The organism is Bacillus sp. HY001, assembly GCF_007558965.1.
Lineage (GTDB): Bacteria > Bacillota > Bacilli > Bacillales > Bacillaceae_G > Bacillus_A > Bacillus_A mobilis.
Map to the genome: position 1 here is coordinate 435,088 of NZ_VLTE01000005.1, position 23,252 is coordinate 458,339.

Here is a 23,252-nt window from a genome sequence, read left to right on the forward strand (position 1 = left end):
CTTTTATGTAAATTATTGATTTACTTTTACCATTGATGGGCGAATCACACGGTCTTTTAGTTTATAACCTTTTTGGAATTCTTCAACTACCGCGTTTGATTCAAATTCACTATCTTCCACTTGCATAATAGCTTGGTGTTCATTAGGATCGAACTGTTTACCAACAGATTCAACCACTTCAACGCCTTCTTTAGTCAACGCTTCTAACAATTGACGATGCACCATTTCCATACCTTGTAACAAGGATTTCGTTTGCTCATCAGTTGCTTCCACTTGCATCGCTCTTTCAAAATTATCAAGAGCTGGCAAAATGTCTGAAACTAGACTTTGTGCTCTATATTTTTCAGCAGCCTGTTTATCCATTTGGACACGACGCTTATAATTTTCAAAATCAGCTTGTAGACGTAATGTGCGACCTTCCGTTTCCGTTAGTTTCGCTTGTAACTCATCTACTTTTTCTTGTAAAAGAGCAGCCTCACTTTTTTCTTCTACAGTTTTTTCACTGTTTTCTGTCGTGACAGCTTCTTCAACTTGCGCTTCTTTTACTTCTTCTACCACTTGTTCGTTACGCTCTTCCACAATATTCACCTCCTTAAAAGGTATTAGGTATTATGCTAAGCACAATTACCTAAGCATTATATATTACACACAGCAATGAAAATTTCATTACTTGAGCGAATGTATTACTCTCATTTACTTTTTAAGTCCATCAGTAAATTGTCTCGTAAATAACTGTAACAAACTAATTACCCGAGAGTATTGCATTCTTGTCGGACCTAAAATAGCAATTGTTCCAAGTTGCTCTTCTCCAATCGAATATGTTGCAGAAATTAAACTACAATCTTCCATGGCTGTCGCAGAGTTTTCCCTACCTATTTTCACTTGAATACCTACTTGTTTATGACGCAAGATGTCATAAAACTCGGCTTCATTATCAATCATCGTCAGTAAGGATCTTACTTTGTGAATGTCATGGAACTCTGGTTGCGAAAGCATATTTGCTTTGCCTCCAAAGTATATCTTTTCCGATAAAGGAACTTGAAATGTACCATCTAACATTTTTATTGCACTATCGTAATTATGAACATACCCACGTAAAACTGTAACAATCTCTTTAAAGATTTTGTTATGGAGTTCCGACATTGGTACGCCCGACAGCTTTTCATTTAAAATATTAACCATTTTTTCTAAATCTGATAAATCAACAGATTCCGGAACGGTAATCGTTTTGCTTTGTACATGCCCTGTATCCGTTACAATAATAGCGACTGCAGTTTGACGATCAAGCGGTACAATTTGTACGTTTTTAAGTTTATTTGTGCTTAACTTCGGTCCAAGAACAATGGCCGTATAATTCGTAAGCTCTGATAAAATTTGAGCCGATTGCTGTGCAATCTTTTCCGCTTCAAAAATTCTTTCAGCAAATAAATCTTTAATTTGTACAATTTCATCGGTCGGTAAGTTTTGCGGCGCTAAAAGATGGTCTACATAAAAACGATATCCTTTTTCAGAAGGAACACGTCCTGAAGAACTATGCGTTTTTTCAATAAATCCTAGTTCCTCTAAATCAGCCATTTCATTTCGAATAGTAGCTGAACTAAACGTAATTTCATCTTTCTTAGCCAACGTCCTCGATCCAACAGGTTGCGCTGATCCAATAAAGTCATCAATAATTGTTTGTAAAATTAAGAGCTGACGTTCCGTAAGCATCTCATCATCACCTCTGTTAGCACTCTTTGTCTTCGAGTGCTAAATCTATTAATAACTTACCAAAATTGACATTCAATTGTCAACGGAAACGTCACGAAATAATGAAACTTTTTCACGTTAATGGAACATTTAATTAGTCAATCAAAAATGATTGGAATACTTCATTCCCTAATAATTTTCCTTTTCGCGTTAAACGAACATATCCATTGCTCTCTTCAAGCAACCCTTGTTCTTCGTTGCTTTGTAACTGCTTCGCGAAAACTTTATCCATTTCCATATTAAATTTCTTTTGAAACCCTATTTTAGATACACCTTTTGTTTTTCGAAGCCCTAAGAACAACTCTTCTTCCATTCTTTCTTTCTCCGTCACCGCGTGAACATCTAAATACGGAAATCCAGTTTCATCAATTTTATTGAAATATTGCTTGAGCGGCCCTACATTTTGGATACGTTCTCCATTTACATAACTATGCGCTCCAGCTCCAAACCCATAATACTCTTCATTATTCCAGTATGTGAGATTATGTCTACTTTCATTATCACCTTTTGAGAAATTGCTAATTTCATACTGAGTATAGCCATGTTTCTCCATTTCATCCATTACCATTTCGTACATTTTTGCTTCATGGTCTTCACCTGGAAGTCTTAGTTTCCCTTTATTCATTAAGTTATAAAACACAGTTTTCGGTTCCACAATTAATGAGTAGGCCGAGAAATGTTGTACACCGAGCGTAAAAGCAATATCTAACGTTTCTTTCACATCTTCTATCGTCTGCCCTGGCAGAGCATAAATAATATCCACATTTATATTTTTGAAGCCTACTTCCTGCGCTTCTCTAATTGCTACAAACGCATCTTCCCTCGTATGCTTGCGCCCAATTTTCTCAAGCAATTCATCTCGAAATGTTTGCACACCAAAACTAATGCGGTTCACTCCACCTTCTAGCAATACATGTAACTTCTCTTTCGGTAAATCACCTGGATTCGCTTCAAATGTTAATTCACAATTCGGAGCAAATGGACGTAAGCGACGGTTTATAATATCGAGTAACTTTTTTGTCTGCTCCATATTTAACGCTGTCGGAGTTCCTCCACCAACAAAAATCGTTTTCATACTATCAAATGGTACCTTTTGAACTGTATTTATTATTTCCTTCTCTAAATACTCTAAATATTGATCGACCGGTTGGCGTTCAATAAATACTTTATTAAAATCACAATAGTGACAAATATGCTGACAAAACGGAATATGAATATATGCAGCTTGCACCAAATATAACTCCTACCTTTCTAAAAAGAAAGCCTCCGCGCTCGGGAGGCTTCTTTACTTCTCTAACGTATTACGAATTTGCTCCATTCGCATTTTTCCCCAATCATACATCATTTCAACGATTGGTAAAAGCGACATGCCTAATTCCGTCATATAATACTCCACTCGCGGAGGAATTTCTGGGTATACTGTTCTGTCAACAATCCCATCTTCCATTAACTCTTTTAATTGATTTGACAAAACTTTATGAGAGATGCTTGGGAATAATCGTTGTAATTCACTAAAACGATGAGGCCCTTCCACACCAAGATGCCACAGTATCACAACTTTCCACTTCCCACTAATAATAGAAAGCGTCAATTCCTTTTCACAATTAAAATTACCATTTTGTATTTTCTCGTGAATATCTTTTCGAATATTTTCGGACATTAACAAACTCCTAACTCTATATGAACTAAAAAGCTCTCTCACTATTGTAAATGAGAGAAGCTACGTTGTCTAAAAAGTAATGATATAAAAAAGAAGCCGTATAGACGACTTCTTTTTTATATCAATTCGCATGAAATAACAATCAATTATTAATTGTCATCCATTTTCAGTACAGCCATGAATGCTTCTTGCGGTACTTCTACAGAACCAACAGACTTCATACGTTTTTTACCTTCTTTTTGCTTATCAAGAAGTTTACGCTTACGAGAAATGTCACCACCGTAACATTTTGCAAGTACGTTTTTACGCATCGCCTTAATTGTAGAACGTGCTACAACTTTGTTTCCGATAGTCGCCTGAATTGGCACTTCGAACTGTTGTCTCGGAATTAATTCTTTTAATTTCTCTACGATTACTTTACCACGGTCATACGCTGAATCACGGTGTACGATAAATGATAAAGCATCCACTTGTTCATTATTTAAAAGAATATCCATTTTCACAAGTTTAGATGGTTTATAACCAATTAACTCGTAATCAAATGATGCATACCCTTTTGTATTTGATTTCAATTGATCGAAGAAATCATATACGATTTCTGATAATGGGATTTCATACGTTAATGTAACACGTGTTTCATCTAAATATTGCATATCAATAAACGTTCCACGTTTACCTTGGCAAATTTCCATTACAGCTCCAACATAGTCATTCGGCACCATAATTGAAGCCTTCACAAACGGCTCTTCTACGCGATCGATAGACTGTGGATCTGGCATATTAGATGGATTATCAACAATTACATCTTCACCGTTTGTTAAATACACTTTATAAATAACGCTTGGCGCTGTTGTAATTAAGTCAATTTTAAATTCACGTTCAATACGCTCTTGAATGATTTCCATGTGAAGAAGTCCTAAGAATCCACAACGGAAACCAAATCCTAGTGCTTGAGATGTTTCTGGTTCAAACTCAAGTGCAGAATCGTTTAACTCTAATTTTTCTAACGCATCACGTAAGTCGTTGTAACGTGCAGAATCGATTGGATATAAACCACAGAATACCATTGGATTTAATTTACGATAACCTGCTAACGGCTCTGCAGCTGGACGTTTCGCATGTGTAATCGTATCACCAACGCGTGTGTCACCAACATTTTTAATCGATGCCGCTAAGAAACCTACATCACCTACAGTTAACTCATCACGTTGCGTAGTCTTCGGTGTAAATACACCTACTTCTGTTACTTCAAATTCTTTACCAGTTGCCATCATACGTACTTTATCGCCAACTTTTACCGTTCCATTTACAACACGGATATAAGCAATTACACCGCGGTACGGATCATATAAAGAGTCAAAGATCATACATTGTAACGGCTCTTCTGAATCACCTGTTGGTGCTGGTACTTTTTCAACGATTTGTTCTAAAATATCTTCAATACCAATACCAGCTTTCGCTGAAGCAAGTACCGCTTCTGATGCATCTAAACCGATTACATCTTCTACCTCTTGACGCACACGTTCTGGATCTGCACTTGGTAAGTCGATTTTATTAATAACCGGTAAAATTTCTAAATTGTTATCAAGCGCTAAGTATACGTTCGCTAACGTTTGCGCCTCAATACCTTGCGCTGCATCCACTACAAGAATTGCACCTTCACAAGCCGCTAAACTACGAGATACTTCGTACGTAAAGTCGACGTGTCCTGGTGTATCAATTAAGTGAAGAATATATTCTTCACCGTCTTTTGCTTTATACGTTAACTGTACTGCGTTTAATTTAATTGTAATACCACGCTCACGCTCTAAATCCATAGAGTCAAGCAATTGAGCTTTCATTTCACGTTGTGTTAACGCGTTTGTTTTCTCTAAAATACGGTCTGCTAACGTTGATTTTCCGTGGTCAATATGAGCAATGATAGAGAAATTACGAATTTTGGACTGTCTTTTTGCTCTTTCTTCTTTGTTCATCTATGTTCTCAACTCCTAATAGTCTCGCCAATATACACTAGCACTGATTATATCAATAGAGCAGCAAAGATTCAATGAAAACTCGTGCTGCTTACAATACAAATCATTCTATCTATATCTTATGCGAACAAACCATAAGAGACAAACCTTTTTCAAATTAAAAAACGGCTGTCGTACAAAATGGTAAGACAACCGTTCTTCTTGCTACCCTTAACTAAAAATCTCTTTCACTTTCCCAATAACTATATCCGTTCCAAACTTTGTTACTTCATAAGTAGCACTTGCTATTGCCATACCAATTCCTTCTACAACATTAAAACTCTTTAAGCTTTCTAATTGTTTTTGTTTTTCAGTAACGGAAAACGAACTTTCCAAAATTTCTGATTCTGCACCCGCCCCCTCTGTTCCTGTCATATGAGCGATTTGTTCATACGACATTTGCTGATAACCTTTCATACTTTTCAAACCATGATTAGCAAGTGCCACCCCTGCTATTATCATGAGTAAACATATGGCCGCACTACATATACATAAAAGCGAAAAGCGGCTTACATGATTATCGTCTCTTCCCATCAATGCGTATATGCTCCTGTATTATCTTGGTCAATTTGATGATGCAAGGCTGCATTTAAACCACTCGCTATTACATTTGCCATATCCTCTATGAAAGCATCCACTTCTTTCGGAGTCACCATTAAATTATGACCAAGAGGAGATAACACTTCATAAATTAATTTTCTCTTCTCTTCATCTTCCAGTGTACCTACAGCACCTAAAAACATATTCCGACTCTTTTCATCCGGCATATCTTCTTCTGTTAACTTTTTCTTTTCTCCAAATGTAAAGCCAGCTGGTAACAAAGATCGGGAAGGTTTGTTTCCTTCCTTCATCTCCCGTCCAAAATGTTTCAAAATAAAATCAATTGTATCGCTTGTAATCGAAACGGCATCTACCACAGTCGGGACACCAATCGCAATAACAGGAATACCCAATGTTTCTTTACTAAGTTCCTTACGCTTATTCCCAACACCCGATCCAGGATGAATTCCCGTATCAGAAATTTGTATCGTGCTATTTACTCGTTCAATAGAACGAGCAGCTAATGCATCAATTGCAATGACAAAGTCTGGCTTTGTCTTCTCAATGATTCCATAAATAACATCGCTCGTTTCAATCCCTGTAATTCCCATTACCCCCGGCCGAATTGCGCTAACAGGTCTAAACCCCTCTTCTACACTTTCAGGCTGCAATTGAAACAAGTGTCTCGTTACCAATACATTTTCTACAACTATCGGTCCAAGCGCATCTGGCGTTACATTCCAATTCCCCAGACCAACAATTAAACAACTCGCTTCTTTCGTAACACCAACATCTTCTAAGAAATAAGAAAATTCTTTTGCAAAAATGCGCTCTACTTTTTGTTGCAGCTCTGTATCTTGTTGACGTATACCTTGTACTTCAAGTGTTAAATAATTTCCAGGTTTTTTACCCATTGATTCAGAGGCAACTTCATCAATCGTTACTTTCGTAATGGTAATACCTTCTTCTTCCCTCTCTTTTACAATAACTCCTTGTATCCCATTTTGCTCTTCTTGGCGCTCTTGCAACATTTGATGTGCCTCTACAGCAAGGTCAGTTCTAACACTATATTTACTTAAATCTAATGGTTCTTTCATCGTATCTCCTCCGTAATTCATAGTAAATATCGTTAGATTTCCCAAAGTTATATAAGGTCATTCTTTCCTTTACGTGAAATTTCATTGATATACTATTGCAATTCTCTTCACCGTTTGATAGAATATCACTTGTTCTATGTTAAGAATCGAGTCATTCGATTGCACCAGGGAGGTGAAAAGTATGGCAAACATCAAATCTGCTATCAAACGCGCTAAACTTAGCGAAGAGCGTCGTTCACATAACGCTTCTATCAAGTCTGACATGCGTTCTGCTGTTAAAACTGTAGAAGCTTTAGTTACTAATAACGATCTTGAAAATGCTAAAGAAGCTTTCAAAACTGCTTCTAAAAAACTTGACAAAGCAGCTCGTAAAGGTCTTATCCACCAAAACGCTGCAGCTCGTCAAAAATCTCGCTTAGCGAAACAAGTAAACGCGTAAGGCGTTTAAAAAACGATCCATTTGGATCGTTTTTTTATATACAAAAAAGTTCACGCGCTAAGCACGTGAACTTTTTTGTTTCATTACATATGATTTAACCGCATTAAGAAAAACTCAAGCACAAGTTTCTTATCCATTTTTCCAGTTTTCATACTATAATCAGCTTCCGCTAATTCTATAATCACTTTTTTTAATTCTTCAAAAGAGAAAAACTTCGTTTGATTCATCGCTAATTTTACACGATATGGATGCACACCAATATGAGACGCAATTTGATTTTGTGCATAACCACGCTGCTGTAACTCTTTCACTTGATGCAACAAGCGGAATTGACTTACTAATAATGCAAGCAGTTTAATGGGTTCCTCTTGCTGCGTAAATAATCCATCCAATATTTGCATCGCACCCGCGATATCTTTTTTTACCACTTTTTCTGTCAAAGCAAACACATTTTGCTCAACTGATTTTGGCACAAGTTCCGCAACAAGTTTCGGGCTAATCTCTCCGCCCATACCGACGTATAACGTTAACTTGTCCATTTCCTTCGCCAACATCGTTACATTACTTCCCACAAGCTCTAACAACAAACTAACAGCTGCATTATCAATATGCACGTGCACTTCATCTGCACGAGCCACAATCCACTTCTGAACATCCTGCACTTGCATCGCATTCGCTTCTACTACGTCCGCTGTTTTCTTTAATAATTTTGTAATTTTTTTTCGTTCATCAAGTTTTTCATAAGGCGCAACAAAAACAAGAATAGAAAATGGAGACGGCTCCCCAATATATTCTTCCAAAATTTTTATATTTTGCTCTAACTTTTCTTTTTGTGAAGTTAAAAATAGTGGTGATTTTATTAATAGCACTTTACGTTCTCCGAAAAAAGGAAGTGTACGTGCATCCTCAACCACATCTTCTAAATATGCTTCTTCTAAATCGTATGTCACAACATTAAACTCGCGATCTTCCTCTTCAAGCGCTTCTGTTGTAATAAGCTTTATCGTTTCATTTATAAAAAACGCTTCCGTTCCATACACTAAATACAACGGAGCAAACTGCTTTTTTTTAATCTTTTTATGTACATCACTCATACTTTTTCCTACTCCCTAACTTGGCAATATATATTTATACTAATGCCCTAGCTTTCGTTTTACAAGTACAAAGGAACAGGCTGTATAACCCGTCCCTTTATTTATATTAAACGCCACGCAATAAGTCCCGGGTTTCTTATTGGTGTGCGGTAATCACCTTCCCTTTATTATTCACAATAAAAATTCGAGTATAAGTGCCAACTGTTAACATGCTTGGAAACAAAAAATTCACGTTCCTTCATGATCTAAAAGTAGTAAGAACGCTCAATTTCTCTTCACACTGGAAATTGTAGATTTTTTTCTGACAATATTTTATACTAAAGTGGAATGTTGGGGAGGGATTCTAAATGAATGATTTTGAACAAAACGTTCAAAGTAAACGCAATGACGCTATTGATTCAGGGGTAGGATTTATCGTCTCATTTGGTTTTTTCGCAACACTTTTCATCATTGCAACTGTTATTAAATTTATCGGTTCTTAAAGACTGCTGCTTACTGGCAGTCTTCTTTTTATCTATTATGTGTTTCATCATATGTGATTTTGCTACGAAAGGTTCCGTGTTCCCCTTTAAAAACATAGGAAATAGCGCCTTGCTTATCCGTACGCCATATTTCAATCCCCATCTTCTCAAAACGCTCTATAACTTCCTTATGAGGATGCCCATACCTATTACGCTCACCGACAGAAATAATCGCTACATCAGGCTTTACAGCGCTCAAAAACGGCGCTATAGATGACGTGTTACTCCCATGATGAGCAACCTTTAAAACATTGGCCTGTAGCTCTGGATACGTATCTACTAAAAACCGCTCTCCTTCTTCTTCTAAATCACCTGTAAACAGCCACGTTATCCCTCCTAATTTTGCCCATATTACAATTGAAGCGTTATTTTCACTTCTTGCTTTTTCTGTTGGAGCTAACACAAAAAATTCCGCTTCATTTACACTCCAACTCTCTCCTTCCCCCATTTCACTTATTTTCGCTCCCTTTTCTAACGCCTGTTTCTTTAACACTTTTTCTAATACCGCCTCTTGTTCTTTTCGCCCAAATACAACTTCTTTTACAGTTATATTTGATAATAGCTCTTGCGCAGCACCTATATGATCCGCATCTCCATGCGTTACGATTAATTTATCGATTGTTTTAATACCTTCCTTTTGTAAATAAGGGATTAAAATATCATTTCCGACAGAAAATTCATGCTTTTTCCGTTGCCATTCTTCCTTATTTACACGAATTGTTCCACCAGTATCAATAAGATAAATCTCTTTGTCATATGGGAGGCGAATTAATATTGCGTCTCCCTGTCCAACATCAAGAAATGTCACACTCCCACTTTCTCGAAAATACGGATATACATACTGACATGTACAAACAAAAAGAAATATACCCGAAGCTATGAACGTAATTTTCTTCGACACTCGCCTTTCCCAGACCATCAATACACTAACAATACTTGCGCAATATAGAGCTACAAGAAGTAACGGTGTTTGCCCGAAAACAAAGCGAATAAACGGTAAATTTTCACAATAAATTAGAAAATCATTAGAAAGATTCAAACCTATTGATAGTACATTCGCAAGTCCTTTCGCAAGAAATGGGACGATCGGTATGCATACCAAAATAATAATACTACACGGCAATACAATGAGAGATAAAAACGGAACGTATAGGATATTAAGAAAAATACTATATGGGGAAAAATAACCGAAGTGATATAACAAAATCGGAGTACTAACGAGTTGTGAAATAAGAGAAATATAAATGGAATTTCGGATCACTCCATTACTACTTTCTAGTAAAAGCGGGGCTGATAAAAGCAAAGCAAAACTACCAACGAAAGAAAACTGAAAGCCAATATTAAAAACAAGATACGGATCAAATATAAGCATGCATATAGCCGTGATACTTAAAGCATCTAAGCTAGATAAACGAATAGAACATATGAAAGCAATCAACATGAAAACTCCTGTTATAGAAGCTCTTATAACAGACGGTGATGCTCCTGCTAAAATCATATATAGAGGAATACAAAAGATAAGACATACTGTCGCTACCTCTCTCGTCACACCACTTCTTAACAAAATAAAATACACAATCACCATTAACAATACGATATGTGATCCTGAAATCGCCAGCAAATGTACAAGACCAAATTGCTGATATTGCTCTTCAACTTCAAATGTCATTTGTTGTCTATCACCAAATACTAACGCATTCATAAAAGCACCTGATTGCGCTGGAAACATTTCTGTAACTCCTGAGATCGCTTGTTGCCTCAAAAGAAGAATCCATTGCACGAGTGACAACGATGTTTTATGGCATTCAGAAATATATGTAGCCTCCAATATGAAATGAATATTTTGCTTATACAAATAATCACGATAATTAAAACCATGAAAATTCCGAGCTATTGGTGGTTCTTTCCTCTTCCCTTCGAATACACATGATACTCCTGCATGTAATTGTCGCAGTTGTTTCTTTTCCGAGGCTGATTTAATTTTGTAACTTAACTGCACTATATTTTTATTCTGATCTTCAACTTGAAATGATAGGCGATCCCCGTTAATAAGAGGTGTATTGTGTATCACCCCTCTTGTAGCTTCGTAGGACTCTCCTAGAGGCTTGTTTTGCCCTTGAACATACGTAGTGTACATAGCGCCGCTAAAACACGCTATCATACAATAAAGGAAGGTTTTACGCGAAGTACGATATAAACAAAAGAAAACATACAAAACGAGACAACAAGTCAGTAATAAAACTGAAGTGGAAAAGGCAATTGCAATCCCTATTATAAATGAGATTGCAACATAGCCCCATTGTCCATGCAACTTATACTCACTCCTTATAGCATCATTTTTGCTTTCGTGAATACATGCTGTAATTCTTCCATCGATAAGTTCTCTTTTTCTAAAGATGCAAATAGTTCTTTTAACTCGATATGACGCTTTTGATCCTCTAATGCTGCAATATCATATTCTAGCGGAACGTGTTTTACCTTTACATTCGCTTTTTCAAATAACTCTACTGCATATGGATGATTTTTATAATCCTGCGCATAATAAACTGCCGTAATACCACTTTGAATAATCGCCTTACAACATTGCAAACAAGGGAAATGCGTAACATAAATTTCCGCTTCCTCCGTTTTCACACCAAACTTTGCACATTGTAATAAAGCATTCATTTCTGCGTGAATTGTACGAACGCAATGATTATCAATAACGTAGCACCCGTCATCTATGCAATGCACGCCACCTTTAATTGAACCATTATATCCACCCGCAATAATTCGTTTATCACGAACGATTGTCGCTCCTACTGCAAGCCTTGTACATGTACTACGTAAAGATAGCAAATGGCTTTGCGTCATAAAATATTGATCCCATGAAATTCGTTCCATCTTTTTCACCTACTTTTTTGTCTACTTGTAGTGTAGCGAATGAAGAAAAACTTCGTCAATCTTTTACGGAATAATAATTTGATCTTTTATTTTTTCCAATGACTTCACACCGATCCCATCAATCTCTAACAAATCTTCTATTTTCTGAAACGGACCATGTTCCTCTCGATATTTCAAAATACTTTCTGCTTTCCGAGAACCAATGCCTGTAATTTTTTCAAGTTGTTCTTTAGAAGCTGCATTTATTTGAACTTTCCCCTCTCCCTTTAAGGCAGCCGCAGCTTCTTGTACTTGTTCGTTTTTATTTGGTACATAAAGGATCATTTGATCTTGTACCATTTGCGCTAAATTTACCTTCATCCTATCTGCCTCAGGCAAAAAACCGCCTGCCTTTTCAATGGCATCCTTGACCCGATCCCCTTCTTTCATTTCATAGACTCCCTCTTTAACAACAGCCCCTTTCATATCAATTACCATTATTTTTTTCTGCTCTTTTGTATCCGATATTTTCGGTTTACTTTTTTTCTCTATCTCTTTCGCTTGCACATCCGTTGCAATGACCGCTCGCTCTGTGTGCTGGTTTGTTTTCCAAAACAGAAGAAAAAGTACAGTTCCAATAATAGCTACTAATCCCAACCATTTCTTTGGAAAATCCCACATCATTTTTCACCTCTAATCATAAATTTATAACATCATTCATATTGTTTAGGAGAAAGCTGTTACGAAGGAGGGATGAAACATTGAACATAGGAATTATAGGGACAGGAAACATGGGGAATATACTAATCGATGCATTTTTAGAAACCCGTGTTGTCAAACCTTCGTGCCTTACAATCATTAATCGAACGCCCGCCAAAGCATATCATATAAAGGAAAAATACCCTTCTGTTCATATAGCCAAAACTATTGATGAGGTAATTGAACGATCACATCTTATTTTTATTTGTGTAAAACCGATAGATATATACCCGATCTTACAAAAATACGCTGAACATTTTTCTGATGAAAAGTGCTTAGTTTCTATCACAAGTCCAATATCTCCATCACAATTAGAGACACTTGTACCTTGCCACGTTGCCCGTATCATTCCGAGTATTACAAACCGTGCCCTGTCTGGCGCATCACTATTTACATTCGGAAGTAAATGCTCTGAAGAGTGGCAACAGAAACTATTTCGCCTATTCAAAAACATTTCTACTCCCCTTGTAATAAAAGAAGATATAACGCGCGTTTCATCTGATATAGCAAGCTGCGGCCCTGCATTCTTTAGTTATTTATTACAATCTTTCATTAACGCTGCTGTAGATAAAACAAATATTACACATGAAGAAGCCACTACTTTAGTAAGTGAAATGGTCGTTGGAATGGGGAAACTACTTGAAAAAGGGATTTTCACATTGCCTACTTTACAAGAAAAAGTATGTGTTAAAGGCGGCGTTACAGGAGAAGGCATTCGTGTTTTAGAAGAACATGTTGGGGATATGTTTCATAAATTAATCGAGCGGACACACGAGAAATTTGATGAAGATTTAAAATGCGTTGATCAGCAATTCAATAAACACACATAATAAATACGTCATCGTCATTCCAAATCCTTTTTATAAATACTTACTTTTTTACATTACATTTTTACTTAAACTAGCATTTTCAACTTCACGTATATCATCTTCTTATTATGCTAGAACGAAAATTACATCTTCTTTACAAAACAAAAGCAACCTCCTCGGTTGCTTTTGTTTTATCCGTTTTTCTTCGCCATGAAGAAAATACGCTCTGTTTGTTCTGTAACTTCAAGTCGCTCAAAGTCACCGGTCACGCGAAGCACTGTAAAACCAGCTTCTTCGAGCCATTTTGTTAACTCTTCAACCGGATATGCACGTTGCACGTGACATTCGTCAAAACGATGGTACACATCTTCTTCTGGGTCTTGAACAAAGAATGTTAAGTCATGTTCTACACTATTTGATTCTTCACCAGGGAAGCAATTCCAAATAAGAGATATTTCTTCTCCATTCACTGTGTATGTTTCATTTTGAAATACATGATGTATTTTATATAAAGAATGTACATCAAATAAAAACAAACCATCTTGACGTAAATGGTGAAACACTCTTCGAAATGTTTCTTGTACTCCATCTTCTTGCAATACATAATTTAATGAATCACAAAAGATCGTTACACAGTCGAACTCACCCGGAACATCCAGCTCTCGCATGTCTTGTTGATAAAAAGGAATAAAATGTCCTTCTCCGCCTAGTTTTTGCTGAGCGACCGTTAACATTTCTTCTGAAAGATCGACACCGATTAAATCGTAACCCTTTTGTACAAGCGGAAGTGTTACATTACCAGTACCGCATGCTACATCAAGAATCTTCGCCTCTTTCATATCCGCTTGCTGTAAACTTTCCTCTGTGAATTCCACCCATTTATCATAAGGAACATCATTCATTAGTTCGTCGTACAACAATGCAAATTGTTCGTATTTCATTGGTCTAGCTCGTCTGTAATATCTTCACGCGGCACATCGCCCCAAAGACGCTCTAAATTATAGTGATTACGCTCATCTTTATGGAATACATGAGCAACTACATCTCCAAGATCAACTAATACCCAACGCGCTTCATCAAAACCTTCCATACGTTGTACGTCGATTTGGAACTCATGTGCTTTTGATTTAATTTCACGCGCAATTGCTTGCACTTGCTTATCTGAGTTACCGTGACAAATAATAAAATAATCTGCAATTGGTGAAATACCTTGCATATTTAGGACAACCATATCTTCTGCTCTCTTATCATCAGCCGCTTTTGCTGCTAATACTAATAAATCTTTATCTTTCATTTACTAATTTCCTCCTTGATAACTGCGTTGTATGTTTGGAATGTTAATGGATAAATCGTTTGATTTTTTTCCATTAAAAATTGAATTGTTCGCTTTAACGCAAATAATAAAGCTTGATTTATATCCATATATGCGAGTTTACGAGCTTCCTCCACACCTGGAAACTTTCGCCCAGGCTCAATGTAATCAGCTACATAAATTACTTTATCTAACATCGTCATGTTCTCATGACCACTTGTATGATATGTAATAGCTTGCAGGATTTCGGGATCCGTAATGCCTACTTCTTTTTCTACTAAGTATGCCCCAACAGGTGCATGCCATAACTCTTTGTTATAACAAAGTAAATCTTTCGGCAAATCTTCACTTTTAATAATCTCTTCCATCTCAGAAATCGCTCTACACTTCGCATAATCATGGAATATAGCTGCAACTTCAGCCTTTTTTTCATCCACACCGTATAACTTAGCAAGTTCAATTGCTGTCTCCATTACACCAATTGTGTGTATATAACGTTTTTCATGCATTTGTTGTTTGACAATATGAAGTGCTTTCTCACGATTCATACAACCCATTCCTCTCGATATACACCTGTACTTTTTCAGGAAGTAAATATTTACATGTTCTCTTCTCTTTATATCTCTCACGCAATAAAGATGAAGAAACTGCAAACTCCGGAATTTCCACAGTAGTGATAGGATAAGGTGTACGCAATGTATAACCAGGTCTTGCAACCCCAACAAACGTCACAAGATCGAGTAACGCTTCAATGTTATACCACTTCGGTAAATACTCAACCATATCTCCACCAATAATAAAGTGAAACTGCACATCCGGATACTTCTTCGTCAATTGTAACATAGTGTCATACGTATAAGATGGGCCCTTCCTGCTTAGCTCTTCTAAACAAATAGAAAAATGTTCTTCCGCCTCAGTCGCAAGCTCTAACATTTGCAAGCGATTTTCTACACTTGTAATATTCCGCCCTTGTTTATGCGGTGGAATTTGGTTCGGTAAGAACCATACTTCTTCTAAATTCAAAGCATGATATACTTCATTCGCAATTAGCAAATGACCATAATGTGGCGGATCAAACGTACCGCCAATGATGCCAATTTTTCTCAAAAGAAACGCCCCTTCCTTTTACGTACAGCAACTCTCTTCATTCCTATCCGAAGAGAGTTCACTGTTAATAAAAGTTCAATTGGTTTCGCTCTCTACATCATTACGCACTAACGATAAAAATAGCGTATGCTAGTCTTTTTATCGTGGAAGTTTAATTTGTTTATTTTCTCTAGATTCTTTGTATAAAACGATTGTACTTCCAATTACTTGAACGATTTCAGCACGTGCGCCTTGTGCAAGTTCTTCTGCAACTTCACGACGATCGAATTCACAGTTTTGTAGCACACTTACTTTAAATAATTCACGAACTTCTAAAGTATCTGCGATTTGTTTAATCATATTTTCATTTACTCCGCCTTTTCCTACTTGAAAAATTGGTGTTAAATGATGTGCTTGTGCACGTAAAAATCTTTTTTGTTTTCCTGTTAACATATATGTTAGCCTCCAAGCTTTCTTATAACTAATTGTTTCATTCTATCTATATTCGGTACACGCCCTGTCCACATTTCAAATGCAAGCGCTCCTTGATAAACAAACATATCAATACCATTTTGAACCACTGCACCTTGCTCTTTTGCCTCACATAAAATTTTCGTTTCAAATGGATTATAAATGATATCTGATACAATCGTCCCTTTTTTTAACGAAGAAATTTGTAATGGCGTATGTTCAACGCGTGGATGCATACCTATTGTTGTCGTCTGAATGATAATATCATAATTCCCTTGTTCTTCTGTTGCTTTTTCTAACGATAAAGCAACAGAATGAACAGTAGCCGTACACGCAGCAATAAGTTCTTTCGCCTTATCTACTGTACGATTAGCTACATCAATCTCTTTCACACCTACATCAGCAAGCGAAAAATAAATAGCTCGACTAGCACCACCTGCGCCAAGCAATAAAATACGTTTCCCTTGAAGTGGTTCACTACTAATTGACTGCAATGCTCGGACAAAACCAATTCCATCTGTATTGTAGCCAATCAATTTTCCATCCTTATGAACCACTGTATTTACTGCACCAATTTGTTTTGCTAGCGGGTCAATCTCATCCAAATAATCCATAATAGCAACTTTGTGCGGAGTTGTTACATTAAATCCTGAAATACCTAATGCTTTTAAACCTCTTACTGCTTCCCCTAGCACTTCCTCTTTAACAAGAAATGCATGATAATGGGCATCCATATTCAAGTGTTCAAATGCATCGTTATGCATAACGGGTGATAATGAATGTCCAATTGGATTTCCGATTACACCATATAATTGTTTCATAAATCCCTCTCCATATTAAATTAAAGATTTACGCAATGAAACACTTACTCCTTTTGGTACGTGTGCAACAATTTTTGCTCCCGGTTCGTTCACAGTAACCCATCCTAATCCAGAGAATACAACATCCGTTTTTGGTTCACGAATATTAAATTCGTATTTCACTAACTCTGGCATATTTTCTAATTCTTCTGGTGTTGGCGGGCTTAGTAAATCCCCAGCATGATTTTTATACAATTCATCCGCTTTCTCGAGCTTTGTACGATGGATTGTTAAGCGATTCGAGAAGTGACAAGTAAATGCACGACGACCACCACTTACATAATCAAAACGTGCCAATCCACTGAAGAATAATGTTTGTTCTTCATTTAATTGGAACACCATTGGCTTAATTTCTTTTGTTGGTGTAATAAGCTTTAAGCTTTCTTTTCCAACATAATGAGCCATTTGATGGTGGTTAATAATACCCGGCGTATCATATAAAGAAGATTCTTCGTCTAACGGAATATCAATTAAATCAAGTGTTGTTCCTGGGAAATGAGATGTTGTAATTACATTTTCAGTCTCATCACTAAATTCTTTAATCATGCGATTAATAAATGTTGATTTTCCTACATTCGTACATCCAACAACGTAAACATCTTTTCCGCCGCGGTAATACTCAATAGCATCTGCCAGCTCAGCAATCCCTTGTCCCTTTGCTGCACTAATTAAAAAGACATCTTCTGGTTTTAATCCTAGCTGCTTTGCACTATAGCGCATCCAATGCTTTACTTTATCATGTTTTACTGACTTAGGTATTAAATCAGCTTTATTTCCAACAAGTAATACTTTATTATTTCCGACGAAACGATGTAAGCCAGGTAACCAGCTACCATTAAAATCAAAAATATCTACAATCTTAACTACTAATGCATCTGATTTTCCAATTCCGTTTAGAATACGTAGGAAGTCATCATCTGTTAATGATACATCTTGAATTTCGTTGTAATGCTTCAAGCGAAAACAGCGTTGACAAATTACTTGTTCTTTCTCTAAAGATGAGGCAGGAGCATATCCTACTTCATTTTTATCTTCTGTTTGAATTTCTACACCGCAACCAATACATTTAATTGTTTCAGTCAAACTTTATTCCTCCCAGTTAATTAAACCTTTTTTCTTCATATTTCTCATAATTCTTCGTTCAATTTTTCGATTAAAGCGCGTTACTAATCCGTCCGTTTGTGCTACCGGTACAACTAAAATCGTATGAAGTCCCACTCGGTTTCCACCTAAAACATCCGTTAGTAACTGATCTCCAATTACTACAACTTCATCTGGTTGCAGTTGCATCTCTTGTATCGCACGCTTAAATGCACGAACAAATGGTTTGCGCGCACTATGAATAAACGGAATACCTAATGGATCAGCAAAGTCTTTCACACGTTGCTCATTATTATTTGAAACGACCGTTACTTGAATGCCTTGCTCTTTCATTTTCAAAAACCATTCTTCAAGTTGTGGCGTTGCATTTGGACGATCCCATTCAATTAACGTGTTATCTAAATCAGTAATAACACCTTTAATTCCACGTTTTTTCAAATCTTCTGGTTGAACATGATATACATTTTTCACATATTCGTTTGGTAAAAATAGCTTCAATTTCTTTCACCTCTTTGAGGAGTTTTCATAAAAATTTTTCGACAACATATTTCGATATATGACCTGTGGATAAAATTGTACACATTTTCCACATTAATTTTTCAGTCAATTTGGAATTTACTAACAATCTATACACATTTTATCCACCTAGGTATGTGGATAACCACTCGTTTGTGACTGTCATATTTTTTTGGTACATTAAATGCAACAACGAATCAATCCTTAAATTATTAGGAGGTGACTCACCTTGAAAACAAAATATATGGAACAGTTATCTACTGAGTTACTCACTGAGTCTTATTATAAAGCAAAAGAACTAAAATTAAATCCCGACTTCATTTTACTTATAAAACAAGAAATGATTAGACGCTCATTAGAGGACAAGCTTGTCAAATCGTCTTGATTACATATAAAGTGAAATTTTAACTAGCTAACTTGTAAAAAGAGCCATCCTGCGATGGCTCTCGAATAAACAAGTACTCCCATCTAGGGAATTTCATCATTAAGCATCTTTGTCCATAACTCTTACTTACAGTTATAAAATGTTTTCTTTACTTATGAGCCAATCGAGTAGCAATTTTTTCACCAAGACGAAGCTCTTGTCCACTCTTCAAATTCTGCACTACTTCTATCATATCTTTTTCAAACAATAACACAACTGTTGAACCAAATGTAAAGTATGCCATTTCTTCACCTTTTTGAACAGTGTCTCTTTCATGCAGCAGCTCAATACTATTAACAAACATAGCTCCTACTTTTACAAGTGCCATATGTTCACCGTCACTATTTACTTCTGTAACAGAGCGATAATTTTTTGACAATGGCTCTTTCCCGTATTCCATACCAGCTGCATTTACCGGATATGATTTTCTACCGAGTACAAATCTTTCAGTCACGGATCCCGAAAGCGGACTATGAATACGATGATAATGACTTGGGCTTAAATAAATAACCATGTATGTACCACCTGCATATCGCTGTGCACGTTCTTCATTACCTAGCATATCCACGATTGAATAACGCTTTCCTTTAATATCAAATGTTTTTGTGTCCTCAATAGGACCGTGATCAGCAAAAACACCATCAACAGGACTAACGATACTCGATGCATCTGTATCAATACTACGCTTTCCTTCTTTTAGCTTACGCGTAAATAGTTCATGCAATGTTCTATATTCCTTCAAACCCTTTTCCATCTCATCTTGATTAATTTGAAAAACTTTCGCATACGATGGAATAATGATAGAGCTCAAACGAGATTGTGCAAATTTACGTAATATATAAGAAGTAAAACGACCATTTGTAAGTTCGATCATAAGTCGATATAATGTACGTCGCAAATTGCGAAACCTCCTAATCAGCCTATAACTTTAGCTTCCCCTTCTTTTCCTTCTATATCATATGTAAAATTGGTTCTTATTCCCACATATCATATAGAACTGCCATATTATACATGCGGAAAACTAAGTATGGTATTATTCTTAAATTGTTTAGCACCCTCTAATATTACAGATAGAATCCGTCATTTTCAACAGTGAACATAGATTTCTTCTGAACACAACTCTTTTTCTTCCCTAATTTCCAAACAGAAAAGCAGCCCATTTTAAAATAAGGCTGCTTGTAATGTACATTATTCTTTCGCTTTTTTCTCTTTCTCAGCTCTTACAAATTCGTGGAACATTTTCATTAAAGCGCGCTTTTCAATTCTTGATACGTAGCTTCTGGAAATACCAAGTGCCTTTGCAATCTCTCGTTGTGTTTTCTCCTTATCAAGCCCCAGTCCAAAACGCTTCACGATTACTTCTTTCTCTCGTTCATCTAAAATATCGATATACTCTTTAATCTTTTCTAACTCCATACTAAGCTGGATCATATCAATTACATCTTCAGACTCTGATTTTAATATATCAATAAGCGATATTTCATTCCCCTCTTTATCTTGCCCGATTGGATCATGAAGTGAAACGTCTTTTTTCGTTTTTTTCAGTACACGTAAATGCATCAAAATTTCATTTTCAATACAGCGTGCTGCATACGTCGCAAGTTTTGTGCCTTTTCCTGCCGAATAGCTCTCGATTGCTTTAATGAGCCCAATTGTACCAATTGAAATTAAATCTTCTGCATCTTCCCCTGTGTTTTCAAATTTTTTAACGATATGAGCTACAAGCCGTAAATTATGTTCAATTAACAGATTTCTCGCTTGAGCATCACCTTGCTCCATTAACTCTAAGTACTTTCTCTCATCGTCTGACGATAACGGCTGCGGGAACGCATTATTCTTCACATAAGAAACAAAGACAAACACTTCTCGAACCATATATCCAATTGCGGCGAATAGACTCAAACCTTTCACCTCCGCCAAAATAGTGGTCTTTATTATGTGTATGTGGGCGTGAGGTTGTTTGTGTCTGTACGATATCATTCCAACATCTTTTTAAGCATAATTCTTGTCTCACAAAGCTTTGCTACGATACTTAAACAACAGATAGGAGGATAAAATATGAAACATTTTATTACCTTCTTGTACCTGAGTAGCTTGTAAGAGATGAACTCCTTGTACGCTCTTGCAAGCTGCTTGTACTACAAGGAGGGATTACAAATATGAAATTTAAAAGAACACGTGCTTATACAAGACACCAACGTCAACGTACAATGCGCCGAAAGATGAATATCGTAAAACATGCCTGGGGATATACGCCTGAAATTGCCGGTATTTTTGCAAAAGGAAAAGTCCACTGTTCTTGTGGAATGTGTACAACCAAGTGGCGAACAGACGGACCACCTGCTAGTGTACAGAAGTGGTTATACAAAATTGATACCTATGAAAAATAATCGTTCTTTCTAAAAAAGGTCTTCCCTCGAAGACCTTTTTCCCTATTTAAAGACTTATTTACTCCAAATTCCCTCTCCAGTATGCGCATCAATATAACGAATTTCTCGACTACACTCGAAAGGTTCTTTACAATTTTCATCTGTCGTTTGTTTATACAGTAATTCGTAGTTCGTTTCCTCTACATCATTCTCTAAAAACCATTCCAAATGAACTCGCATGGCCCCTCTGTATACTTCTAACGCTTTTTCCTTTGTTACTTTTGGTATTGTTTCGTATGTAAGTAATTCTTTTATAAAGTTGCTAGATTCTCCTGAATAATGCATCACAGCCCCATTTTCTGTATTGATGTTGACCATAAATTGCTTACACTCTGCTGGAATACCATTCACATATACGGAAAAGATAAATCTTTCAATCCCATCTTCTGCTTCTTCACGTTCTTCCCAAAGACGTAGATATTGTGTGACATCTGGAATAACTTGTTCCAAAAATTGAAGTGCTTTTTGTAAACATACCTCTCTAGACAATATTTGCTTTACTTCTTTATCGTCTGTCAGTTTTATAAAACCAGTTAATCCATTGGTAGATTTATCAATCATAATGCAAACAAAATTATTATATTTTAACATCGTTAAATGCTTCTTAAAGAATTCATTCATTAAATAGGGATTCTTTTCTTCTTTCTGTTTCTGCAGTTCCTCTTTCGGAACAAATTTCATCCTTATTTCATCATCATTTTCCGTCTCAGCTACTTTTGTAAACCTTTCTTTATCCCAATCAAATAATTCGAATATGTCATCTTGCCGGCTACCTTTTTTCGGTTTTTCAACCGCTACTGTCGGCGGTAATTTATAATGTTCTGGTCCAAATAAATCTTCTCCCGTACTTGCATTAATAGATGCATGACTAGGCTCTGGTTCATATACAAGATGGTACCCTTTTACTTCCTCTCCATTTTCATACTCACATGAAGAGTGTGTTAAATCCACAAATACAAGTCTCATATCTTGTCTAGCTTTCAAGTTTTCTAAAACGACGTTCTCTTCAACGATTTCACTTGGCCATAAAGGTTTTTTCTCGATAGCTTTTTGTCCATTATAACGAAAATGCACAACATTACCTGAAGGATGAACTTGCACAACACACCCTGTATTCGGCAATGGGTAGCCATTCACTTCTTGCATATAATTTACTTCTTTCCGACCACGCCTGCAGTCCTTAACCGTTTCATATGTATAAAACTCATATCCTTCTTTTGAATATTTTTTTAAGAATGCATTTGCAATCTCTCTTGCTTTATTCTCCTCTAGTGCTTTCATATCGCTCGAAAAAGAATTTTCATCATCTATACTAAATTCAATTAAATTACCAGTATGTCTATTCAACGTAATTTGTATCGTTCTCTCCTCATCCTCTTTATGCTCCCACCATAATAGATGATACGGGTCATCCACGCCTTCTTGATCATCTACAACAAGCCTATAATCATCTGGAATATCAATCATATGAGCCACTTGCTCTTTTCTTGCTTTATCTTTTTGATTCATCA

27 protein-coding genes are annotated in these 23,252 nt (G+C 36.4%); 5 read left to right on the top strand and 22 right to left on the bottom strand.

Annotated features, from left to right (window positions below):
- Nucleotides 1-12: 12 nt before the first annotated feature.
- The 7 genes from grpE to gpr form a co-directional block, all read right to left on the bottom strand.
- Nucleotides 13-579, bottom strand: coding sequence for a nucleotide exchange factor GrpE (grpE, locus tag FOT98_RS05035; RefSeq protein WP_061677297.1), 567 nt, complete (start codon nt 577-579; stop codon nt 13-15).
- A gap of 114 nt (nt 580-693) precedes the next feature.
- Complete coding sequence (hrcA, locus tag FOT98_RS05040; RefSeq protein WP_063260787.1) at nt 694-1,710, bottom strand: heat-inducible transcriptional repressor HrcA; 1,017 nt, start codon at nt 1,708-1,710, stop codon at nt 694-696.
- Nucleotides 1,711-1,843: 133 nt separating this feature from the next.
- The gene (hemW, locus tag FOT98_RS05045) at nt 1,844-2,983 is read right to left on the bottom strand and encodes a radical SAM family heme chaperone HemW (protein WP_063260786.1); all 1,140 of its coding nucleotides are present in this window, start codon (nt 2,981-2,983) and stop codon (nt 1,844-1,846) included.
- A 51-nt stretch (nt 2,984-3,034) separates the two neighbouring features.
- The gene (locus FOT98_RS05050) at nt 3,035-3,409 is read right to left on the bottom strand and encodes a winged helix-turn-helix transcriptional regulator (RefSeq protein WP_001293536.1); all 375 of its coding nucleotides are present in this window, start codon (nt 3,407-3,409) and stop codon (nt 3,035-3,037) included.
- Between the two features lie 149 nt (nt 3,410-3,558).
- Nucleotides 3,559-5,382, bottom strand: a complete 1,824-nt coding sequence (lepA, locus tag FOT98_RS05055) for an elongation factor 4 (RefSeq protein WP_063260785.1) — start codon at nt 5,380-5,382, stop codon at nt 3,559-3,561.
- Nucleotides 5,383-5,592: 210 nt separating this feature from the next.
- A complete protein-coding gene (locus tag FOT98_RS05060; protein WP_063260784.1) occupies nt 5,593-5,955 on the bottom strand; it encodes a YqxA family protein in 363 nt (120 codons plus the stop codon).
- The gene (gene gpr, locus FOT98_RS05065; RefSeq protein WP_061677289.1) at nt 5,955-7,058 is read right to left on the bottom strand and encodes a GPR endopeptidase; all 1,104 of its coding nucleotides are present in this window, start codon (nt 7,056-7,058) and stop codon (nt 5,955-5,957) included. The genes FOT98_RS05060 and gpr overlap by 1 nt, the downstream gene beginning before the upstream one ends.
- A gap of 181 nt (nt 7,059-7,239) precedes the next feature.
- Between gpr and rpsT the strand changes: the two genes are divergently transcribed.
- On the top strand, nt 7,240-7,497 hold the full coding sequence (gene rpsT / locus FOT98_RS05070; protein WP_001274014.1) for a 30S ribosomal protein S20: 258 nt from the start codon (nt 7,240-7,242) through the stop codon (nt 7,495-7,497).
- Between the two features lie 83 nt (nt 7,498-7,580).
- On the opposite strand, the gene holA is transcribed toward rpsT, so the two are convergent.
- Nucleotides 7,581-8,591, bottom strand: a complete 1,011-nt coding sequence (gene holA, locus FOT98_RS05075; RefSeq protein WP_063260783.1) for a DNA polymerase III subunit delta — start codon at nt 8,589-8,591, stop codon at nt 7,581-7,583.
- A 347-nt stretch (nt 8,592-8,938) separates the two neighbouring features.
- On the opposite strand from holA, the gene FOT98_RS05080 reads away from it, so the two are divergent.
- Entirely contained in the window at nt 8,939-9,073 is a 135-nt protein-coding gene (locus FOT98_RS05080; protein WP_000997609.1) for a YqzM family protein, read from the top strand.
- 28 nt (nt 9,074-9,101) lie between these two features.
- Here the strand turns inward: FOT98_RS05080 and FOT98_RS05085 are convergent, their stop codons facing one another.
- The 3 genes from FOT98_RS05085 to FOT98_RS05095 all read right to left on the bottom strand — a co-directional run bounded on the left by FOT98_RS05085 (nt 9,102) and on the right by FOT98_RS05095 (nt 12,658).
- Nucleotides 9,102-11,423: a DNA internalization-related competence protein ComEC/Rec2 gene (locus tag FOT98_RS05085; protein ID WP_063260782.1), complete on the bottom strand. Its 2,322-nt coding sequence runs from the start codon at nt 11,421-11,423 to the stop codon at nt 9,102-9,104.
- Between the two features lie 14 nt (nt 11,424-11,437).
- Nucleotides 11,438-11,995 carry a ComE operon protein 2 gene (locus FOT98_RS05090; RefSeq protein WP_061677282.1) on the bottom strand — a complete coding sequence of 186 codons (558 nt, stop codon included), beginning with the start codon at nt 11,993-11,995 and terminating at the stop codon, nt 11,438-11,440.
- A gap of 63 nt (nt 11,996-12,058) precedes the next feature.
- Nucleotides 12,059-12,658: a helix-hairpin-helix domain-containing protein gene (locus tag FOT98_RS05095; protein WP_063260781.1), complete on the bottom strand. Its 600-nt coding sequence runs from the start codon at nt 12,656-12,658 to the stop codon at nt 12,059-12,061.
- A 77-nt stretch (nt 12,659-12,735) separates the two neighbouring features.
- On the opposite strand from FOT98_RS05095, the gene comER reads away from it, so the two are divergent.
- Nucleotides 12,736-13,563 carry a late competence protein ComER gene (comER, locus tag FOT98_RS05100; RefSeq protein WP_063260780.1) on the top strand — a complete coding sequence of 276 codons (828 nt, stop codon included), beginning with the start codon at nt 12,736-12,738 and terminating at the stop codon, nt 13,561-13,563.
- A 170-nt stretch (nt 13,564-13,733) separates the two neighbouring features.
- Here comER and FOT98_RS05105 read toward each other — a convergent pair whose 3' ends face one another.
- From FOT98_RS05105 to FOT98_RS05140, 8 genes are all read right to left on the bottom strand, one after another.
- Nucleotides 13,734-14,483 (bottom strand): class I SAM-dependent DNA methyltransferase, encoded by a 750-nt coding sequence (locus FOT98_RS05105; protein WP_000873065.1) that lies wholly within the window; start codon nt 14,481-14,483, stop codon nt 13,734-13,736.
- Entirely contained in the window at nt 14,480-14,836 is a 357-nt protein-coding gene (rsfS, locus tag FOT98_RS05110; RefSeq protein WP_000653203.1) for a ribosome silencing factor, read from the bottom strand. The genes FOT98_RS05105 and rsfS overlap by 4 nt, the downstream gene beginning before the upstream one ends.
- On the bottom strand, nt 14,833-15,402 hold the full coding sequence (gene yqeK, locus FOT98_RS05115; RefSeq protein WP_061677275.1) for a bis(5'-nucleosyl)-tetraphosphatase (symmetrical) YqeK: 570 nt from the start codon (nt 15,400-15,402) through the stop codon (nt 14,833-14,835). Before yqeK ends, rsfS begins: the two co-directional genes overlap by 4 nt.
- Entirely contained in the window at nt 15,392-15,961 is a 570-nt protein-coding gene (gene nadD, locus FOT98_RS05120; RefSeq protein ID WP_001226041.1) for a nicotinate-nucleotide adenylyltransferase, read from the bottom strand. Before nadD ends, yqeK begins: the two co-directional genes overlap by 11 nt.
- A 138-nt stretch (nt 15,962-16,099) precedes the next feature.
- Complete coding sequence (gene yhbY / locus FOT98_RS05125) at nt 16,100-16,393, bottom strand: ribosome assembly RNA-binding protein YhbY (RefSeq protein ID WP_000955226.1); 294 nt, start codon at nt 16,391-16,393, stop codon at nt 16,100-16,102.
- 5 nt (nt 16,394-16,398) lie between these two features.
- On the bottom strand, nt 16,399-17,232 hold the full coding sequence (aroE, locus tag FOT98_RS05130) for a shikimate dehydrogenase (protein ID WP_063260779.1): 834 nt from the start codon (nt 17,230-17,232) through the stop codon (nt 16,399-16,401).
- Between the two features lie 15 nt (nt 17,233-17,247).
- Complete coding sequence (yqeH, locus tag FOT98_RS05135; protein WP_000140794.1) at nt 17,248-18,354, bottom strand: ribosome biogenesis GTPase YqeH; 1,107 nt, start codon at nt 18,352-18,354, stop codon at nt 17,248-17,250.
- A 3-nt stretch (nt 18,355-18,357) separates the two neighbouring features.
- Nucleotides 18,358-18,870 (bottom strand): YqeG family HAD IIIA-type phosphatase, encoded by a 513-nt coding sequence (locus FOT98_RS05140; RefSeq protein ID WP_000765309.1) that lies wholly within the window; start codon nt 18,868-18,870, stop codon nt 18,358-18,360.
- 247 nt (nt 18,871-19,117) lie between these two features.
- On the opposite strand from FOT98_RS05140, the gene sda reads away from it, so the two are divergent.
- The gene (gene sda / locus FOT98_RS05145) at nt 19,118-19,273 is read left to right on the top strand and encodes a sporulation histidine kinase inhibitor Sda (protein ID WP_000853283.1); all 156 of its coding nucleotides are present in this window, start codon (nt 19,118-19,120) and stop codon (nt 19,271-19,273) included.
- A gap of 148 nt (nt 19,274-19,421) precedes the next feature.
- Here the strand turns inward: sda and FOT98_RS05150 are convergent, their stop codons facing one another.
- Nucleotides 19,422-20,210 carry a phosphatidylserine decarboxylase gene (locus FOT98_RS05150; RefSeq protein WP_063260778.1) on the bottom strand — a complete coding sequence of 263 codons (789 nt, stop codon included), beginning with the start codon at nt 20,208-20,210 and terminating at the stop codon, nt 19,422-19,424.
- A gap of 290 nt (nt 20,211-20,500) precedes the next feature.
- A complete protein-coding gene (gene sigK, locus FOT98_RS05155; RefSeq protein ID WP_000051382.1) occupies nt 20,501-21,214 on the bottom strand; it encodes an RNA polymerase sporulation sigma factor SigK in 714 nt (237 codons plus the stop codon).
- A 257-nt stretch (nt 21,215-21,471) separates the two neighbouring features.
- On the opposite strand from sigK, the gene FOT98_RS05160 reads away from it, so the two are divergent.
- Entirely contained in the window at nt 21,472-21,702 is a 231-nt protein-coding gene (locus FOT98_RS05160; RefSeq protein WP_063260777.1) for a hypothetical protein, read from the top strand.
- A 54-nt stretch (nt 21,703-21,756) separates the two neighbouring features.
- Here the strand turns inward: FOT98_RS05160 and FOT98_RS05165 are convergent, their stop codons facing one another.
- The gene (locus FOT98_RS05165; RefSeq protein WP_063260776.1) at nt 21,757-23,250 is read right to left on the bottom strand and encodes a YcdB/YcdC domain-containing protein; all 1,494 of its coding nucleotides are present in this window, start codon (nt 23,248-23,250) and stop codon (nt 21,757-21,759) included.
- Between the last annotated feature and the right edge of the window lie 2 nt (nt 23,251-23,252).

Bases quoted from the DNA above. Each gene is read 5' to 3' on its own strand.
- gpr (WP_061677289.1), bottom strand. From the start codon at position 7,058: ATGAAAGAACCATTAGATTTAAGTAAATATAGTGTTAGAACTGACCTT.
- lepA (WP_063260785.1), bottom strand. From the start codon at position 5,382: ATGAACAAAGAAGAAAGAGCAAAAAGACAGTCCAAAATTCGTAATTTC.
- FOT98_RS05165 (WP_063260776.1), bottom strand. From the start codon at position 23,250: ATGAATCAAAAAGATAAAGCAAGAAAAGAGCAAGTGGCTCATATGATT.
- aroE (WP_063260779.1), bottom strand. From the start codon at position 17,232: ATGAAACAATTATATGGTGTAATCGGAAATCCAATTGGACATTCATTA.
- holA (WP_063260783.1), bottom strand. From the start codon at position 8,591: ATGAGTGATGTACATAAAAAGATTAAAAAAAAGCAGTTTGCTCCGTTG.
- FOT98_RS05060 (WP_063260784.1), bottom strand. From the start codon at position 5,955: ATGGGAAGAGACGATAATCATGTAAGCCGCTTTTCGCTTTTATGTATA.
- hrcA (WP_063260787.1), bottom strand. From the start codon at position 1,710: ATGCTTACGGAACGTCAGCTCTTAATTTTACAAACAATTATTGATGAC.
- FOT98_RS05090 (WP_061677282.1), bottom strand. From the start codon at position 11,995: ATGGAACGAATTTCATGGGATCAATATTTTATGACGCAAAGCCATTTG.
- FOT98_RS05080 (WP_000997609.1), top strand. From the start codon at position 8,939: ATGAATGATTTTGAACAAAACGTTCAAAGTAAACGCAATGACGCTATT.
- FOT98_RS05095 (WP_063260781.1), bottom strand. From the start codon at position 12,658: ATGATGTGGGATTTTCCAAAGAAATGGTTGGGATTAGTAGCTATTATT.
- yhbY (WP_000955226.1), bottom strand. From the start codon at position 16,393: ATGTTAACAGGAAAACAAAAAAGATTTTTACGTGCACAAGCACATCAT.
- FOT98_RS05105 (WP_000873065.1), bottom strand. From the start codon at position 14,483: ATGAAATACGAACAATTTGCATTGTTGTACGACGAACTAATGAATGAT.
- FOT98_RS05050 (WP_001293536.1), bottom strand. From the start codon at position 3,409: ATGTCCGAAAATATTCGAAAAGATATTCACGAGAAAATACAAAATGGT.
- rsfS (WP_000653203.1), bottom strand. From the start codon at position 14,836: ATGAAAGATAAAGATTTATTAGTATTAGCAGCAAAAGCGGCTGATGAT.
- FOT98_RS05160 (WP_063260777.1), top strand. From the start codon at position 21,472: ATGAAATTTAAAAGAACACGTGCTTATACAAGACACCAACGTCAACGT.
- yqeK (WP_061677275.1), bottom strand. From the start codon at position 15,402: ATGAATCGTGAGAAAGCACTTCATATTGTCAAACAACAAATGCATGAA.
- rpsT (WP_001274014.1), top strand. From the start codon at position 7,240: ATGGCAAACATCAAATCTGCTATCAAACGCGCTAAACTTAGCGAAGAG.